The sequence below is a fragment of the Myxococcus sp. CA040A genome, from assembly GCF_013336725.1.
GTDB classification, from domain to species: Bacteria; Myxococcota; Myxococcia; order Myxococcales; family Myxococcaceae; genus Myxococcus; species Myxococcus llanfairpwllgwyngyllgogerychwyrndrobwllllantysiliogogogochensis.
This window is the reverse complement of sequence record NZ_JABUMR010000020.1, coordinates 32,195-46,712: the sequence shown is the minus strand read 5'-3', so window position 1 is coordinate 46,712 and position 14,518 is coordinate 32,195. Positions and strand designations below refer to the sequence as shown.

14 protein-coding genes are annotated in these 14,518 nt (G+C 69.9%); 10 read left to right on the top strand and 4 right to left on the bottom strand.

Features of this window, described 5'->3' with window-relative positions; genetic code table 11:
• Window positions 1-264 precede the first annotated feature (264 nt).
• The 4 genes from HUA75_RS44515 (at window position 265) to HUA75_RS44500 (ending at window position 3,961) form a co-directional block, all read left to right on the top strand.
• Window positions 265-987, top strand: a complete 723-nt coding sequence (locus HUA75_RS44515) for a lysophospholipid acyltransferase family protein (protein WP_174489921.1) — start codon at window positions 265-267, stop codon at window positions 985-987.
• Between the two features lie 103 nt (window positions 988-1,090).
• Complete coding sequence (locus tag HUA75_RS44510) at window positions 1,091-1,879, top strand: alpha/beta fold hydrolase (protein ID WP_371746340.1); 789 nt, start codon at window positions 1,091-1,093, stop codon at window positions 1,877-1,879.
• Window positions 1,880-1,964: 85 nt separating this feature from the next.
• Complete coding sequence (locus HUA75_RS44505; protein ID WP_174489919.1) at window positions 1,965-2,900, top strand: proline dehydrogenase family protein; 936 nt, start codon at window positions 1,965-1,967, stop codon at window positions 2,898-2,900.
• A 185-nt stretch (window positions 2,901-3,085) separates the two neighbouring features.
• Window positions 3,086-3,961, top strand: a complete 876-nt coding sequence (locus HUA75_RS44500; RefSeq protein WP_174489918.1) for a hypothetical protein — start codon at window positions 3,086-3,088, stop codon at window positions 3,959-3,961.
• A gap of 64 nt (window positions 3,962-4,025) precedes the next feature.
• Here HUA75_RS44500 and HUA75_RS44495 read toward each other — a convergent pair whose 3' ends face one another.
• The gene (locus HUA75_RS44495; protein ID WP_141647933.1) at window positions 4,026-4,589 is read right to left on the bottom strand and encodes a hypothetical protein; all 564 of its coding nucleotides are present in this window, start codon (window positions 4,587-4,589) and stop codon (window positions 4,026-4,028) included.
• A 661-nt stretch (window positions 4,590-5,250) separates the two neighbouring features.
• Between HUA75_RS44495 and amrB the strand changes: the two genes are divergently transcribed.
• Window positions 5,251-6,063, top strand: a complete 813-nt coding sequence (amrB, locus tag HUA75_RS44490) for an AmmeMemoRadiSam system protein B (RefSeq protein ID WP_174489917.1) — start codon at window positions 5,251-5,253, stop codon at window positions 6,061-6,063.
• Window positions 6,064-6,069: 6 nt separating this feature from the next.
• Here amrB and HUA75_RS44485 read toward each other — a convergent pair whose 3' ends face one another.
• On the bottom strand, window positions 6,070-6,684 hold the full coding sequence (locus HUA75_RS44485) for a TIGR02265 family protein (protein WP_141647931.1): 615 nt from the start codon (window positions 6,682-6,684) through the stop codon (window positions 6,070-6,072).
• A gap of 145 nt (window positions 6,685-6,829) precedes the next feature.
• A complete protein-coding gene (locus tag HUA75_RS44480; RefSeq protein ID WP_174489916.1) occupies window positions 6,830-7,123 on the bottom strand; it encodes a DUF3817 domain-containing protein in 294 nt (97 codons plus the stop codon).
• Window positions 7,124-7,288: 165 nt separating this feature from the next.
• On the opposite strand from HUA75_RS44480, the gene HUA75_RS44475 reads away from it, so the two are divergent.
• Together HUA75_RS44475 and HUA75_RS44470 are read left to right on the top strand one after the other, a co-directional pair.
• Window positions 7,289-7,693, top strand: a complete 405-nt coding sequence (locus HUA75_RS44475; protein ID WP_174468693.1) for a hypothetical protein — start codon at window positions 7,289-7,291, stop codon at window positions 7,691-7,693.
• A complete protein-coding gene (locus HUA75_RS44470; RefSeq protein WP_174489915.1) occupies window positions 7,690-8,856 on the top strand; it encodes a hypothetical protein in 1,167 nt (388 codons plus the stop codon). Before HUA75_RS44475 ends, HUA75_RS44470 begins: the two co-directional genes overlap by 4 nt.
• Window positions 8,857-8,915: 59 nt before the next feature.
• Here the strand turns inward: HUA75_RS44470 and HUA75_RS44465 are convergent, their stop codons facing one another.
• On the bottom strand, window positions 8,916-9,542 hold the full coding sequence (locus HUA75_RS44465) for a molybdenum cofactor guanylyltransferase (RefSeq protein WP_141647190.1): 627 nt from the start codon (window positions 9,540-9,542) through the stop codon (window positions 8,916-8,918).
• Between the two features lie 351 nt (window positions 9,543-9,893).
• Between HUA75_RS44465 and glp the strand changes: the two genes are divergently transcribed.
• The 3 genes from glp to epsZ all read left to right on the top strand — a co-directional run bounded on the left by glp (window position 9,894) and on the right by epsZ (window position 14,516).
• Entirely contained in the window at window positions 9,894-11,153 is a 1,260-nt protein-coding gene (glp, locus tag HUA75_RS44460) for a gephyrin-like molybdotransferase Glp (RefSeq protein ID WP_174489914.1), read from the top strand.
• Window positions 11,154-11,303: 150 nt separating this feature from the next.
• Window positions 11,304-12,710 (top strand): molybdopterin-guanine dinucleotide biosynthesis protein B, encoded by a 1,407-nt coding sequence (gene mobB / locus HUA75_RS44455; RefSeq protein ID WP_174489913.1) that lies wholly within the window; start codon window positions 11,304-11,306, stop codon window positions 12,708-12,710.
• 315 nt (window positions 12,711-13,025) lie between these two features.
• Window positions 13,026-14,516 carry an exopolysaccharide biosynthesis polyisoprenyl-phosphate hexose-1-phosphate transferase EpsZ gene (gene epsZ / locus HUA75_RS44450; protein WP_174489912.1) on the top strand — a complete coding sequence of 497 codons (1,491 nt, stop codon included), beginning with the start codon at window positions 13,026-13,028 and terminating at the stop codon, window positions 14,514-14,516.
• Window positions 14,517-14,518 lie beyond the last annotated feature (2 nt).

Here is a 14,518-nt window from a genome sequence, read left to right as displayed (position 1 = left end):
CACATTATCGAAACTCAAACGACAGGGCGAGCGAACGTTCGGCGGGGTGAAACAACGTCCCGCAGCCTGCCTCGACTGGCGGCTGAAAGCCCATGGGGCCGGGCGCGAAGCGTTGCCTACTCAAAGCAACCTCCGGGGTGGGCAGGGCGCGTCCCCCCGGGGACGGCGCGTGGGTTTGCGCTGACCGACGGCCCGGAAGCGGGGGCCCGTCCGCCCGGCCGGGTTGGATGGCGATGGGCGGGGACGTCTCCATGATGTTTCCTCGTGGAAGCTTCGCTCGCCACCCTGCGGAGGACGGTGTTCCACCTCGCCGAGCGGGGCGCGGCGCTGTCCGCGCTCTACCACCGGGCCCGGCTGGTGGGCACCGAGCACCTGCCGTCGAGCGGCCCCGTGTTGCTGGTGGGAAACCATGGCGTGTGGGGTTACGAAACGCCCGCGTTCTTCCATCTGCTGCACCAGGCCACCGGGCGCAGGGTGCTGGGGTTGGCGGAGAGAGGTTTCTTCCGGATTCCCGTGGTCCGCACGGTGTTGCCCTGGCTGGGTGGCGTGGAGGGCACCCAGGACAATGCGTTGGCGGTGCTGCGCGACGGAGCGTTGGTCGTCTGTTACCCGGGCGGCGCGAGAGAGGTCTTCAAGCGGCCGCGCGGGCGCTATCAGTTGCGCTGGGAGCGGGCGCTGGGCTTCGCGCGGGTGGCCTCCGATGCGGGGGTGCCGGTGGTGCCCTTCGCGGGCTTCGGCGTGGACGACACCTTCCTCTGGCCGCCCGGTGAGGCGCGGCTGGGCGTGCACCTGACGAACGAGGCGAAGTATCGCGTGCCGCTGCTGGTGGGGCTGGGCCCTCTCCCGTTTCCGGTGCGCCTCACCTTCGCGCTGGGCAATGCCCACACCCCGCCGCCTTCGGGGGCCTCCGAGCCGCGGCTGCGCGCGTTCCGCGACAGGGTGGCCACCAGCGTGCACCGGCTGCTGGTCAGGGCTCGCCATGCTTGAGACACCTCCGGGCCGCGCGTCCCGGGCTCCCGCGCCGTCGCGCGTCCCGGACGTCGAGGACATTCCCTCTGGCTACGCGCACTTGCATTGCGAGGAGCGCCGGGTGAAAGGCACACCTTCGCGGCTGTTCACCTTTCTCAACGGCGATACGGATGTAGCCCGCACCGTGGTGTGTCTGCCGGGGTTGGGTGCCAGTGGGAGGTCCTTCGCGCCCATGGAGCCGTTGGCCGGACGGTTCCGGTTGTTGCTGTGGACGCCGCCTCTGCACACCCCCGCCACCCACACCCCACTGCAGTGGAACCTGGCCGTGCTGAACGACCCCGAGGCGCGGCTGCCGGAGCGCTTCGCGCTCGTGGGTTCCTCCTATGGCAGCCTGCTGTCCATCGCCTTCGCGCTGGCGCACCCGGAGCGGGTGAAGGCGCTGGTGCTGGTGTCTCCGGTGGCCAGCGTGCGCCGGGTGAGGCGTCTGGCGGTGACGCTGTCCACGCTGGTGCGCACGCCGCGCCCGCTGGCGTATCTCTTCGCACCCACGGTGGCGCGAGTGCTCGGAGGCGCGCGGCTTCCTCCGGAGGGGCGCGCGGAAATCGTGCGCGAGGCGCGGCGGTTGACCCCCGTGGAGTTGCTGCGCCGGCTGCGCGACGTGCTGGCCGCGGACTTCCATCCCCGGCTCCACCAACTGCGAGTGCCCACGCTCGTCATCCAAGGTGGCAGGGATTTGCTGGTGCCGCCCCGGGCCGCGCGCGACGTGGCGGAGCACATCCCTGGCGCACGGTTGGAGCTGCTCCGCGACGCGAGCCACCTGCCGTACATGAGCCACCCGGAAGCCTTCAACGCCGCCGTCGGCGCGTTCCTCCAGGAGCACGGTGCCGGAACTCCGAGGCTCGTGCCATGAGCCACACCACCGCGCGATTCTCACGCTCCGCTCTGCAGTTCCTGTCATGCCTGGAGCAAGGCATCGACACTCCAGGGCGCACGCCATGAGCCACACCGCCGCGCGACTCTCGCGCTCCGCCCTGCTGTTCCTGTCGCGCCAGGAAGGGCTGAAGGACCGGGCGACCCGCCTGGGACCACTGCGACGCCTTTCACGGCGCTTCGTCGCGGGCGAGAGTCTGGAAGAGGCGATGGACGCGGTGAAGGCACTCACCGCGCGCGGGCTCTGGGCGTCGTTCGACCATCTCAACGAAGCGGTGCGTGACGCGGCCCAGACACGCGACGAGGTGCGCGAGTATCGACGGCTGCTGGCGCGCATCGACCAGACGGGCGTGAAGGCCAACGTGTCGCTGAAGCTGACGCAGTGTGGACTGTTGCTCGACCCGGCGCTGGCACTGGAGAATGCGCGCACCGTCGTGGCCGATGCGCGAGCAAGAGACACGTTCGTACGCATCGACATGGAGCACGGCGCGGTGACCCAGGCGACGCTGGACATCGTCCGCCAGTTGCACACGGAGCACGGCGAGCGACACGTGGGCGCGGTGCTGCAGAGCTGTCTGCGGCGCACGGAAACAGACGCCCGCGCACTGTGCGCCGAGCGGGTGCGCATCCGTCTGTGCAAGGGCGCCTATCTGGAGGGGCCGGACATCGCCTTTCCAGACAAGAAGGACGTGGATGCCAGCTTCGTACAGTGCATGAAGGTGCTGCTCGACAGCGGCGTGTATCACGGCATCGCCACGCACGATGAGCGGATGATTGACGCGACGCTGGAGCATGCCACCCGGCGACAGTTGCCGCGCGACGCGTTCGAGTTCCAGATGCTCTACGGCATCCGGGAAGACCTCCAGCAACGACTCTCCGAGAAGGGCCATCCGGTGCGCATCTACGTCCCGTACGGACCCCACTGGTATCCCTACCTCATGCGCCGCATGGCCGAGCGTCCAGCGAACCTCGCGTTCGTCCTGCGCCACCTCGCGCGGTGAGCCGCGACCCCGGCGCACCGGGCAGCCGGGCGTGGGGGAATGGACAAACGTCCCGTCCGCCAGTCCCGAGCGCTCAGGAATCCCTCACCACGCGCGTCTTTGCCTCACAGGAATACCCTGTCGGCCCGCGCGCCCCGCGCAAGCCCAATCCAACCCGGTGACTCTGTCACCCGGAGGGGGAAGCCATGTCCATGCGGTCCATTCACCACGGACTCCGGGTGTGCGCTCGGACCGTGGGTGTCGTCATCCTCGCGACGAGCCTCGCGTGCGCGTCCGGCGGCACGGGCGGCTCGGGACGCGCGGGGACGGACGAGCCTTTCGAGCACGAGGAGGCCCGTCGCCAGGAAGCGCGGGAAGTGGCCCGGCAGGTGGCGGCGCTGGCGGGTGGCGTGCGTGACGTCGGCTCGCGCCTGGAGCTCACGTTCTGGTCGGAGCGCGGCGCCCTCACGCTGGTGGGCTACCAGTCGGTGCAGCGCGGCGGACGGCCGGGACGCGGCATCGACTCGGATGACTTGCGGCGAACAGTGGCCCGGGCGCTGATGTCCACCACGAGTCACTCCGCGGGCGAGGTGGTGCTGCGGCTGCGTCGCGACGCGTCCTCGTGGGCCCTGGAGCCGAGCGCGTCCTTCTCCACCGAGCGGCCTCCCGAGGCCCTTCACCTCGCCGGACGGCGTGAGGCCTCGACGCCCGAGTCGACCTGGATGGCCGCGAGCGTCCAACGCCTGCTCATGCCGGTGCGGGTGCCCGTGGACGGCACGGTGTGGGCGGACGTGTCCGTGCACGTGCGGGACGGCCGCGTGGTGGGTTGGGAGTTGGAGGGCTGGCGCGTGGTGCGAGCGGGCCGGGGGAACGCGACGCGGTCGGTGTCACGCCGGGTCGTCGAAGAGGCGGCGGCGGTGCTGCGCCTCTACTCACCAGGCACGGGCTCGCGCACGCTGCACCTGGGCCTGCGGCTCATCCACGAAGGCAACGCGCCGTCCGCGGAGGGCTGGGTGGAGGAGACCCGCGTGGGCCGTCCACTCCGTCCGGGCGGGGGCGTCAGCCGCCTCACACTGCCCTGACGAAGACGACGAAGCCCCGGCGCGCGGCGGGACACAGCCTGCCGCGCGCGGGGCCTCGAAACCGCTAGAAGTAACCGCCCACCGTGGTGCCGACGCTGAACGTCACGTCGACGTCATCACCCAGGCCGAAGGCCAGGCGAGGACCGGCGCCCACGAAGAAGTGGGACGTCACGTGGTACAGGAAGGGCGCGTAGCCCTCCAGGATGACCGTGGAGGCCGAGCCCGTGCCGTCGGGAAGCGACAGGATGTTGTCGCCGACGAACAGCGTGACGATGGCCTTGGGCCACACGGAGACCTTCTCCGTGAGGGAGATGTTGTAGCCCACGCGCGCGTTGATGCCGAAGGCGGCCGCCGTGTCGCCGTCGCCGAACACCACCGCCAGGTTGACGCCGCTACCGATGGAGAGGTTCTCCTTCAGGAAGTAATCCACGCTCGGCGCCAGGTTGAAGAAACCGTACCCCGCGCCCTCCGTCGTGTAGCCCAGGTTCGCCGACGCATCCGAGCTGACGACAATCTGCCCGGCGTTGCCGAAAGCACCGGAACCACCACCCGTCGACTGCGCCAATGCACTCGTCGACACCATCAACCCGGCCGCTACGGCCATGGCCTGCCACTGATTTGCCTTCATGAAGCGTCCCTCCGTTGCGTGTGCCCGCGGTCATTCCCGGGCGCTCGGCGGCCCCTTCTAGTCAATGCGCGCCTGCGCGCATCCTTTTTTCGTTCCCTGTGTGTCATGTACCGCATGAGCGCAACTTGAGAATTCGCTCGGCGGAGCCGTTCCTCGCGCCATCTGCCGAGGAAGATCGCTCCCGGAGACGCCGCGCGTGAGACATCGCTGAGACATGGGCCCAGGCCTGGACACGGGCGCGCGGCGGGCCCGCATGGGCCAGGGCTCACGGACGGGAAGGTCGGCCAGGGTGGAGGAGTCAGAGGTCCCGGCCGGCCCTCCCATGCGCGAGGTTCCGTGCCCCGAACGGCCCTGAACCGCTCGGAAGGAGCGCACGGAACGAAGTCACCGTTAGCAAGCCTCACGCCAGACAAACGGCCGGTGAAATCAATCCTTTGTCATTCGTGGAGGGCCGGGAATGAGGCGCGCGGCGCTCGAAGTCGGGACCCGCACGTCCCACAAGCGAACAGACTTGCAATGATTCGCATATCCTCGCGTTGCCGTCTGTCCGTAGGATTCCACCCGGAGCCACGTTCGTGTGGAGCCCGGGGCCGCTGGTGGGACAGCCAGCCCCGCCCGTCAGTGCTCGCGGCGCCGCCCAGGGAAGGACGGGTTGGAGGACATGCCTCGTGTGCGTGCGCCCGCGGTGGCGGGCACCTTCTATTCCTCCAATCCCACCACGTTGATGACGCAGGTGGACGCGTGGCTGGAGCAGGCGCGGGGGCCGGAGGAGGGGCTTCCCGCCGCGCTCATCGTTCCGCATGCCGGGTATGTCTATTCAGGCGCGGTGGCGGCGGCGGCCTACGCCACGTTGTGGGCTCGGCGAGCGGAGCGCACGCGGGTGTTGTTGCTGGGGCCGTGTCACTTCCACAGGCTGCGCGGCCTGGCGTACCCGGAGGTGGACCTGCTGTGTACGCCGCTGGGGGACGTGCGACTGGATGCGGACCTGCTGCGCCGGGCGACCGCGCTGGGACAGGTGAGCGCCTCGACGGAGGCGCACGAGTCGGAGCATGCGCTGGAGGTGCAGCTCCCCTTCCTCCAGCGCGTGTTGGAGCGCTTCACGGTGTTGCCGCTGGTGGTGGGGCGCACAGACGAGGAGGAGGTCGCCCAGGTGCTGGAGGCGTTGTGGGACGAGGACGTGTTGCTCGTCGTCACGTCGGACCTGTCGCACTACCGGCCGTACGAGGAGGCGCGGCGGGCGGACCATGCGACGGCGGCGCGGGTGCTGGCGCTGGAGGGGCCGTTGGACGCGGGCAGCGCGTGTGGCGCGGAGGCCATCAGCGGTCTGCTGCGGGTGGCGAAGCGGCGGGGGCTGCGGCCCAGGTTGATGGCGCTGCGCAGCTCCGGGGATGCGGCCGGGGCACGGGACGAGGTGATTGGGTACGGCGCCTTCGTCTTCGATGCGGATGCGCCCGCGAGGGGCGCGTCCCGGTAGAAGCGCTCAGTCGTCCCAGGAGAGGGAGTACTCGCTGTCGAGCAGCGAGGTCTGGCGGCCCTCGACGCGGATGTCCTGGGCGCCGACGGCCTGGAGGGCACCTTCGAGCATGCCTTCGTTGTAGGCGACGGGGGTGAAGATGCGGCGCATGTGGATGAGGCCGGCGCGGGGCGCGGTCCATTCGACCTGGAGTTCGCCGAAGTCGATGGCCATGCGGTAGGCCTCTGGGAGCATGTTGACGAGGAGCTTTGGATCTCCGCCGACCTGCTGACGGACCTCGGTGCCGAACATGGAGCGGACGAAGGCGAGCGTGCCCTGGACGCCAATCTGGCGCATGGCCTCCTCGACGCCGCCGAGCTGGGGCGCGAGCAGGTTGGCGGAGGCGAAGAACAGCCGCATGAAGGGAGGGACGGGGTAGAGCTCGGTGGGGTCAAGGTCGGGAGGGAAGTCACCGGCATCGACGATGTGTTTCACCGCCTGCTCACCGCCCAGGAAGCGCACGGTGTCGAGCACGGCGGCGAAGTGCATGCCGCGAATGTGCTCGGAGGACTGCACGAGGGCGAGCCGCGAATCCAGCTCCCGCTGCACTGCCTCTGGCGTGTTCCAAGTGCCGCGTTCCATGAGCCGACCTCCACCGCGAAAAAGCGCGCGGAATGCTCGCACAGCTTCCTCGCGCGCGCGAACTCCTGGAGGTCATCCACACCCTGGCGCGTCCCGTTCCTGGGAATGCGGCCAACGCAGCACGTCGGGTGAAGCTCCGCGCCGACTAGGCGTTCTCCTTGCGCAGCTTCGCGTCGAGCAGGAAGTTGCCGAAGGGCACCAGCGACGCGCCGAACGCCACCACCACGCGCACGAAGGACCAGCGCAGCGCGATGGCCGCCTCCATCAACGCGAAGAGGTACAGCACGAACAACAGCCCGTGCGCCATGCCCGTGAAGCGCACCGCCAACGGCATGTCCGCCGCGTACTTCAGCGGCATCGCGATGAACAACAGGCACACGAACGACAGGCCTTCCAACAAGGCCACCGCGCGGAACCGTCCAAGAGGGGTCTTCAACATGGCGCTCTCCCCCTCCTGTCTCCCACCCTCCGCCCCTCCCGTCCATGCGTCAGGGTGACGCACCCGGTCGCCCGCCCGCCTGGCTTCTTTCCGCGTCACCCCTCCCACTAGAATGAACCGGGTGAGGCCGGCAAAGCCCGCCATCACCCGTCGAGGGGGAACACCATGTCAGGCAACGACAAGCTGGAGTCCATCATCCAGGTGCCACGCGCGGACCGGAAGGGCGTGAAGCTGGTGCTGGAGCGGCCCTCGGGTGTCCTCAACACCGTCGCCATGCGACTGGTCGTCAGCGGGAAGATGCAGGGCCAGGAGCGCCGCCAGCTCCACTCGGACGTCTTCACCGGCGAGGGCACCATCCCCCTGCCCGACGACTTCCTCCCCACCGCCGCCCAGGGCTGGGTGCGCGCCGTGTTCTCCGTCGCGGACCCGACGGGCGCGGGCGCCCGGTTCCTCCAGCGCGCGACACTCGTCTTCGAAAAGGGCCAGAAGGAAGCCCTCTGGGACGACTTCTCCCTCCAGCAGGGCGCCGTGGCCGACTTCATCACCCTCACCTGGACGGTGGTGGAATGAGGGCGCTCCTCGCGCTGCTCCTCCTCTGCGCCTCCGTCGCGAACGCCCAGGACGGTGGCACCCCGGACGCGGGCACCGTGGAGCTCGACTTCCCCAGCATCCTCCGAGGCGGCTCGGAGACCGCCGCCGGACTGGACATCGCCACCGCCGGAGAAGTCGTCCACCCCTCCAATCCCTCCGCCCTCGTGGCCAGCCTGCGCGGCGTGGGCGCGGTGCTCGATGGCACCCAGGCGTCCTTCGCGCTCCAGCTCAACCCCTACCTGCTCACCGACGGCTTCGAACGGCTCTACTCGGAGGCCGTCGCCGCGCGGAACGCCTCCATCCTCACCCGCCTGCTCCAGGACACCGCCATCACCCTCGGCGTGGGCCAGGACACGCCCTTCCAGGACGCCGTCCCGGAGAAGGGCCGCTTCGCCACGGTGATGGCCGGCCTGTCCGTGGACGTCCTCGGCGAGCGCAGCATCTACGGCTCCACCTACAACACCTGCATCACCCGCGTCCTCGCGGACCCGAGCCTCTACGAGTTCCCCGACAAGCCCCTGCCCGGCGACCATGTGAATCCCGCCGACTTCGAGAAGGCCCTCGCCGACTACCGCCTGGCCATGGAGGCCGCGCGCCAGGCGGGCATCGCGAAGATTCGCCAGGGCCTCCCCGCCTGCACCCGCGAGACACGCCAGGCCTCCAGCGCCCTCTTCTTCTCCGTCGGCGGACGCTGGGTGACACCCGGCCTCAAGTCACATGACGGCGACGGCGTCGCCATCCAGCGCGGCTTCGGCGCGGCCACGCTGGAGCTGTTGAGCAGCGCGGACTCCAACCTCGAGGTCGCCATGCAAGTGCGCGTACTCCAGGAACGTCCGCGCCCGGAGCTCTCCATGGACAGATGGGTCGACGTCGGCCTGTCCTTCGGCGTCGCCTCGCAGCGCTTCCAGCTCAAGCTCGAAGCCACCCAGTCACTGTTGAAACTGGGAAACACGGACACGAAACGCGCCAGCGTCGTGGCCACCACCCGCGTCATGGTGGGCGACCGCTTCACCGTGGGCCTGGGCGTACAGGGCCAGGGCGAGGACATGTCCGATGCCGTCGGCCAGATTCGCCCCAGCCTCGTGCTCGACCTGGCGGAGCTGCCCACCCTCCTCCAGCCCGTCCCGACGCCTCGCTCCTGACGGCGCCGGGCGGCGCGAGGCCATGACACGCATTCATGGCGCGTGTCTCGGGACGAGGGCTAATCGCCAGGCAGCGTCACCGCGTACCGCGTGAGGTCCTGGGGGGTGTTCACGTTCACCAGCGAGCGCAGCGACGGGTCCACGGCGCGCAGCGCGGACTCGGGCAGCAGTCGCGCGCGGAAGCGGGAGAGGAGCTGACGCAGGGACGGGTCTTCGGACAACGTCGCGCGCCAGACCCGCGCGAGCGCGGCACGGTACACGGCCAGCAGGGGCTCCACGCGTCCGCCCGCGTCGAAGCACACCGCGTCCACGTCGTCACCGCGCGCGTCGAGCAACACGCGCAGGACATCGGGCGAGATGAAGGGCATGTCACATGCGACCGCCACCACCCAGGGCGTCCGAGCCGCGGAGAGTGCCGCGTGGACGCCGCCGGGCGCGCCCTTGTCCGGCACCACATCCGCGACGGTGCGCAGCGCATAACGGGCGTAGGGCTCCGGTGAATTGGCGACGAGGAGCACCTCACCGAAGCGGGGCGCCAGCGCGAGCAGTCGCGCCAGCACCGTGCGGCCCTCCACCTCCAGCAGGCCCTTGGGCACACCGGACAGTCGTCGTCCCTGGCCTCCCGCGATGATGGCCAGCGTCACGTCCGGATACGTGTTGCCGAGACTGCCGCTGTTGGGGTCCATGGCTCGTGTCTCGCTCTCCCCTGGAACGTCGGCACTTGCCCCCGGCCACGCGCGACGTCACACGTTCCATCCCGAGTGCAGCGAAGCACGCACGAGAGCCCTCCCCTCAGAATGCCACACCTCGAACGGAGAGGTGAGCGCGCCCCCTCGATTCGAGGTCACCCGCGGAGTGACGCGGCGAGTCCACGCGCTGCCTCCGAGCACCACGGCCGTGCATCGAAGCTCCATGTCGAAGCGGTGCATCCCGCGCGGCGCCATGCCCGGGCCCACCGCGAAGGACAGCAGGCGAACAGACGGCCCGCGGCCCCGTGGACAACGGACAGGGCCCGCGGCGTAGTCTGCGCGTCCCCGATGCCGCTCACGTCCCTCTCCGCCGCCCGGCAGGCCGCGCTCGAAGCCATTGCTCCCGCGGCTCCCGAGCCTGTGCCCCTGCTCGATGCCCACGGCCGCTTCCTGGCCACGGACGTCCGAGCCTCGCGCTCGCTGCCCGGCTGCGACAACTCCGCGATGGATGGCTGGGCCGTGCGCGCGGAGGAGACTCGCGGCGCCAACCGTGACAGCCCCACGAGGCTGCGCGTCATCGACACCATCTACGCGGGCGCCCTGCCCGCTCGCGCGCTCCAGCCCGGCGAGGCCGCGCGCATCTTCACCGGCGCACCCATCCCCTCCGGTGCCGATGCCGTCGTGCGACAGGAAGCCGCGCGCGCCTCGGACGATGGCCTCACCGTGGACCTCTTCATCACCGTGCCCCCCGGCCACGACATCCGCCGCACCGGCGAGGAGGTCCGCGCGGGCGCGCCGCTGTTCCGCGAGGGCCAGTGTGTGAATGCCTCCGTGCTTGGCGTGCTCGCGTCCCAGGGAGAGACCACCGTCCGCGTGCGTCCGGCGCCACGGGTGGCCGTGCTCGCCACGGGTGACGAGCTCGTGCGCCCCGGTGAGCCCGCGCTCGCGCATCAGGTCTACGAGAGCAACCTGGTCCTGGTCGCGGCGCTCGCGCGCGAAGCGGGCGCCCACGTGCTCCACATGTCCCGGGCCCGCGATGACGAGGACGCCCTGCGCGAGGCCCTGACCGAGCTCGCGCCGCGAGTCGACGTGCTCATCACCACGGGCGGCGCGTCGGTGGGAGACAAGGACCACGTGAAGCGCGTGCTCACCGCGCTGGGCGCGCATTTCTTCGTCGACGGCGTGGCCCTGAAGCCAGGCAAGCCCGTAGCCGTCGCGCGCCTGGGGGACACCGCCATCGTCGTCCTGCCGGGCAACCCGGGCGCGGCCACCGTCGCCTTCGACCAGCTCGCGAGGCCGCTGCTGCTCAAGCATCAGGGCGTGCTCGAAACGCGCCGCCGCGTCCGCGCGCGCCTGTCCGAGCCCCGTCACAAGCAGGCCGGCCTCACCTACCTCATCACCGCCACGCTGGAGCACGGCGACGAGGGCCTTCGTGCCTGGCTGCGCCCCCAGGGTGCCGGGCAGATTCTCCAGAACGTTCAAGCAGACGGCTGGGCCGTCCTGCCTCCGGGCCGCGCCGACTTCAACGAAAACGACCTCGTCGAGGTGGAGCTGTTCGACCGTCCCCACCACCACGCGGCGGACTCAGCCCCGGACACCGCGCCGTGAGCCATGTGCCCGCTCTCAACGCCGTCGAGCCATTCGACCGCCACCACCACGCCGTGGACTCAGCCCCGGACACCGCGCCGTGAGCCATGTGCCCGCTCTCAACGCCGTCGAGCCATTCGACCGCCCCCACCACGCCGCAGCCCTGAAGCCATGAGCCGCGTGCCCGCTCTCAGCATCGTCGGCTGGTCCGGCGCCGGGAAGACGACGCTCCTCACGCGGCTGCTCCCGGAGCTCGCCTCGCGAGGACTGCGCGTCGCCGCCGTGAAGCACTCCTCGGACACCCACCCGCTCCACCGGGGAGGCAGCGACACCGCCCGCTTCCAGGAAGCCGGCGCCTGCCTCACCGGCTTCGCCACACCCTCGGGCGTGCAGCTCACCACCGGCACCGCCCCCACGGAGGCCCTTCCGGAGCTGCTCATCCGCCTCGCGGGCACCCTGGACCTCGCGCTGGTGGAAGGCTGGAAGGACGGCCCCCTCCCCAAGCTGGAGGTGTGGCGCGAGGGATTGGGCCCGCCCCTCGCCTCCTCCCGTCCGGAGGTCTTCGCCCTCGTCACGGACGCGCTCGTGTCGAGCCCCTCCGCCGCGCGGCTGCTGTCACCGGTCGACACGCGCGCCATCGCGGACGCCCTCCTCGAACACCTGCGCCCGCCCCGACGCGCGCCACTGCCGCCCCAGGATGCGCGGGGCGTGGCCTCTCGTCCGGTGCGACGCTGGAACGGCGCCACCCTCCTCCCCGCCGAGGACGACACCATCGCCGTCGAGGAGCCGCTCGAGCTGCGCGTCAACGGCGAAGCCCTGGCCACCACCATGCGGACACCCGGACATGACCGGGAGCTGGCCGTGGGCTTCCTGCTGGCCGAGGGCCTCATCCGAAGCGCGGACGACCTGGGCACCCTCTCCCACTGCGGCCGGCCGGGCGAGGAAGGCTGGGGCAATGTGCTTGAGGTCACTCCCGCCCCAGGTGTTGTCATTGACCCTGATCCACTGAAGGCCACCCGCCGGGGCACCCTCACCACCTCCGCATGTGGCGTCTGTGGCCGGCGCAGCGTGGAGGACCTGCTGTCCCGCTGCACCCCGCTCCCGCCCGGCCCCCGGCTTTCCCCAGAAGTCGTGGCCCGAGCCACCGAGCGCCTGCGCGACGTGCAGCGCAACTTCGCCCGGACCGGGGGAGTCCACGCCGCCGCCGCGCTCGACGCCGACGGCCAATTGCTGGCGTCCTTCGAGGACGTGGGCCGCCACAACGCCGTCGACAAGGTCGTGGGCGCCCTCGTCCTGGCCAGGGCCTCGCGCGCAGTCCCCGCGCCGCCCGTCGCCCTGACGCGTCAGCCCGTGCTGCTCGCCGTCAGCGGACGCGTCAGCTTTGAAATCGTCCAAAAAGCAGTCATGGCCAGAATCCCAGTCATTGCGGGTGTTTCCGCGGCCAGCACGTTGGCCATCGACCTGGCGCTGCGTTCCCACGTGACGCTGGCGACGTTCGTCCGGAACGGGCGCTTCAACGTCCACACCCACCCGGAACGGCTGGAATCCGCGCAACCCCGCGAAACTCCTGGACCCTGACCCCATGCATCCATCCCACCCACGCGCTCCGTACCGTTCGCGTCAGACCGGCACCGTAGATGCAATGTGTTGGGGGACGGCACCTTCGCGCGGGGAAGCGAAGGGGCGACTCCCGGTGTTCGCTGGGACCCCCTGAGATGCGACGAGAGTCGGATGATCCAAAGATTTCACACCATGTCACGTCTTACTCACAGTGCGGGGGGTTGCAACGCGCCGCACAAGCATGGCAAAAAGCAGTTCTTTCCGACTTGAAGATTTTCAGCCTCAACGGCATCCTCTACCGGAACTGAACACTCAGTGGGCGGGTAGAGGGGGGTGGACACGATGAGCAGCGCAAGTACTGGTGCGGCGGTCGGTGCTCCTGGGTCGGCATCCGCTCAGGGCAATGTGGGGGGCGCGGCGGAAGAGCTGGTTCCCGGGCCAAAGCTTGCGCCCGGCTTCGCGGCCAAGATGAACCTCACCGTAGACCTGGTCTTGATGTCGGCGGTGCTGACGGCCTCGGCATGGTTGGACGGTCTGCTGTGGGCCCAGCCCGGCTGGCTGTTGCCCGCGCTGGTCATCGCGTCCCTCATCGTGTGGATCATCACCGGCACCGCGCTGTGTCTGTACGACTCGCGCTTCGCGGAGCGCAGCAAGCTGGACCACGTGGCGCTCGTGTCGGTGACGACGCTGGCCGTCGTCACGGTGCTGGCCGTGGTGCACCTGGCGCTGCCGGAGACGATGAAGGTCCCCGGCCTTGCCCCGCTGCTCATCCTCTTCTGGCCCGTGGCGTTGCTCTTGCGGCTGTTCGTCTTCCGCTCGGTGGCCTCCCAGGAGCGCCCCACGGACACGGTGGTCATCGTCGGCACGGGCGCCATGGGCCGCTACTCCGGCGAGGACCTGGCGCGCCGCGGCCGTCGTCAGCTCATTGGCTACGTGCGCTTCCACGACGACACGGGCTCCATCGGTGAATTGCCCGCCAAGGTGCTGGGCACGGTGGATGACCTGGAGCACATCCTTCGCAACACCGCCGTGGACGAAGTCTACATCGCCGGCAACACGCTCAAGCAGGGCGAGGCGATGCAGGCGTCCATCAAGCTGGCCGAGCGCTTCGGCGTCCCCTTCGCACTGCCCGCGCACAGCTTCCGCCTGGACCGCGCGCGTCCGGTGGACAGCCGCGCGGTGGCGGATGGCTTCCTGCACTTCGCGGCGGTGAGCCCCAAGCCGCACCAGATGGCGATGAAGCGCCTGTTCGACATCTGCGTGTCCGCCGTCGCGCTGTGGATGCTGCTGCCGCTGCTGGGCTTCGTGGCGCTCGTGGTGAAGCTCACGTCGAAGGGCCCCATCTTCTTCAAGCAGTACCGCGTCGGGCAGAACGGCAAGCCGTTCTACATGCTCAAGTTCCGCTCCATGGTGGTGAACGCGGAGGAGCTGAAGGAGAAGCTGGCCGCGCAGAACGAGCAGACCGGCCCTGTCTTCAAGATGAAGAACGACCCGCGCATCACCGGCATCGGTCGCTTCATCCGCAAGTTCTCCATCGACGAGCTGCCCCAGTTCATCAACGTGCTGCGCGGCGAGATGAGCATCGTCGGCCCGCGTCCGCCCGTGCCCAACGAGGTGGCCAAATACGAGACGTGGCAGCGCCGCCGGTTGTCGGTGCGCCCGGGCCTCACCTGCATCTGGCAGGTCTCCGGCCGCAACCAGATTTCGTTCGAGGAGTGGATGTACCTGGACATGCAGTACATCGACCACTGGACCCTCACGAGCGACCTGCGCCTGTTGCTCCAGACGGTGCCCGTCGTGATTACCGGGCGCGGGGCCAGCTAGGC

Excerpts from the sequence above, each read along its gene's own strand:
- HUA75_RS44505 (WP_174489919.1), top strand. The coding sequence starts at position 1,965 with ATGAGCCACACCGCCGCGCGACTCTCGCGCTCCGCCCTGCTGTTCCTG.
- HUA75_RS44500 (WP_174489918.1), top strand. The coding sequence starts at position 3,086 with ATGTCCATGCGGTCCATTCACCACGGACTCCGGGTGTGCGCTCGGACC.
- HUA75_RS44495 (WP_141647933.1), bottom strand. The coding sequence starts at position 4,589 with ATGAAGGCAAATCAGTGGCAGGCCATGGCCGTAGCGGCCGGGTTGATG.
- amrB (WP_174489917.1), top strand. The coding sequence starts at position 5,251 with ATGCCTCGTGTGCGTGCGCCCGCGGTGGCGGGCACCTTCTATTCCTCC.
- HUA75_RS44485 (WP_141647931.1), bottom strand. The coding sequence starts at position 6,684 with ATGGAACGCGGCACTTGGAACACGCCAGAGGCAGTGCAGCGGGAGCTG.
- HUA75_RS44480 (WP_174489916.1), bottom strand. The coding sequence starts at position 7,123 with ATGTTGAAGACCCCTCTTGGACGGTTCCGCGCGGTGGCCTTGTTGGAA.
- HUA75_RS44475 (WP_174468693.1), top strand. The coding sequence starts at position 7,289 with ATGTCAGGCAACGACAAGCTGGAGTCCATCATCCAGGTGCCACGCGCG.
- HUA75_RS44470 (WP_174489915.1), top strand. The coding sequence starts at position 7,690 with ATGAGGGCGCTCCTCGCGCTGCTCCTCCTCTGCGCCTCCGTCGCGAAC.
- HUA75_RS44465 (WP_141647190.1), bottom strand. The coding sequence starts at position 9,542 with ATGGACCCCAACAGCGGCAGTCTCGGCAACACGTATCCGGACGTGACG.
- glp (WP_174489914.1), top strand. The coding sequence starts at position 9,894 with ATGCCGCTCACGTCCCTCTCCGCCGCCCGGCAGGCCGCGCTCGAAGCC.
- mobB (WP_174489913.1), top strand. The coding sequence starts at position 11,304 with ATGAGCCGCGTGCCCGCTCTCAGCATCGTCGGCTGGTCCGGCGCCGGG.